The following is a 758-nucleotide window of genomic DNA, read 5'->3' on the forward strand; positions in this document are numbered from 1 at the left end:
TTACGTGTATTTTTGCCATCCATACTCGTCTCGGCAACCGCGCTGATTGTTCTCACCATCGCGTTTGATGCGCTGTATATGTTAGAGCGAGAGGCCAGCATTTTATTCGCACTGGCGGTGAGTATTGCACTGATTGGCTTTAGAACCTATTGCCAATCTTTGAGTGACCGTTCGCAAATCAGCAACGTGCTTTTGTTGGTGCTAGCACCAACGATGGGTTTGGTCACGTTGTTTTATGCTGACGAATTCATGCACGGTTACGCCCTGTACTGGACGTTGTTCTGCGCGCTCATCGCGGCCTATTATGCGTTCCTTAGCCAGCGCCTTCGCTCTCTTGCACTTGAATGTTCAGCGGTCGTTCACGCTCTGATTTCTGGCGTCGCTTTCGTTTGGTTAAGCGACACTTGGCTCACCACTGCCATTTCGATACAAGTCGCGGTGATGGCACTGCAAATCCAAGCCGGGTTCTTTCGCCCAGCAAGTTGGGCGGTCAAAATCGTGATGGGTATTTTGGTGGTTCGTCTCACGTTGCTGCCATTTATTCCACAATGGCAGCCGGTTGAAAGTGGGCATTGGGCTTGGGTCATTCTTAGTTACGTGCCGTCCTTGGCGATCTTAGCCTATGCCCGAAGCGTGCTAGCGAAACAAGATTCCGACCTGACCAACTGGTTCGAAGGGGCGTTTTTGCATGTGTTCTTAATGGCGTTGTTCACCCAAACCAACTACTGGTTAACAGGACAATACGGCTATTTGGGGCA

1 protein-coding gene is annotated in these 758 nt (G+C 50.5%); it reads left to right on the top strand.

The features are described 5' to 3' along the window. Positions 1-758: DUF2339 domain-containing protein (locus R7Z50_RS26840; protein ID WP_318149662.1), on the top strand; the 758-nt coding region annotated here is incomplete at both ends.

The sequence above is a fragment of the Vibrio sp. 1249-1 genome (assembly GCF_033340495.1).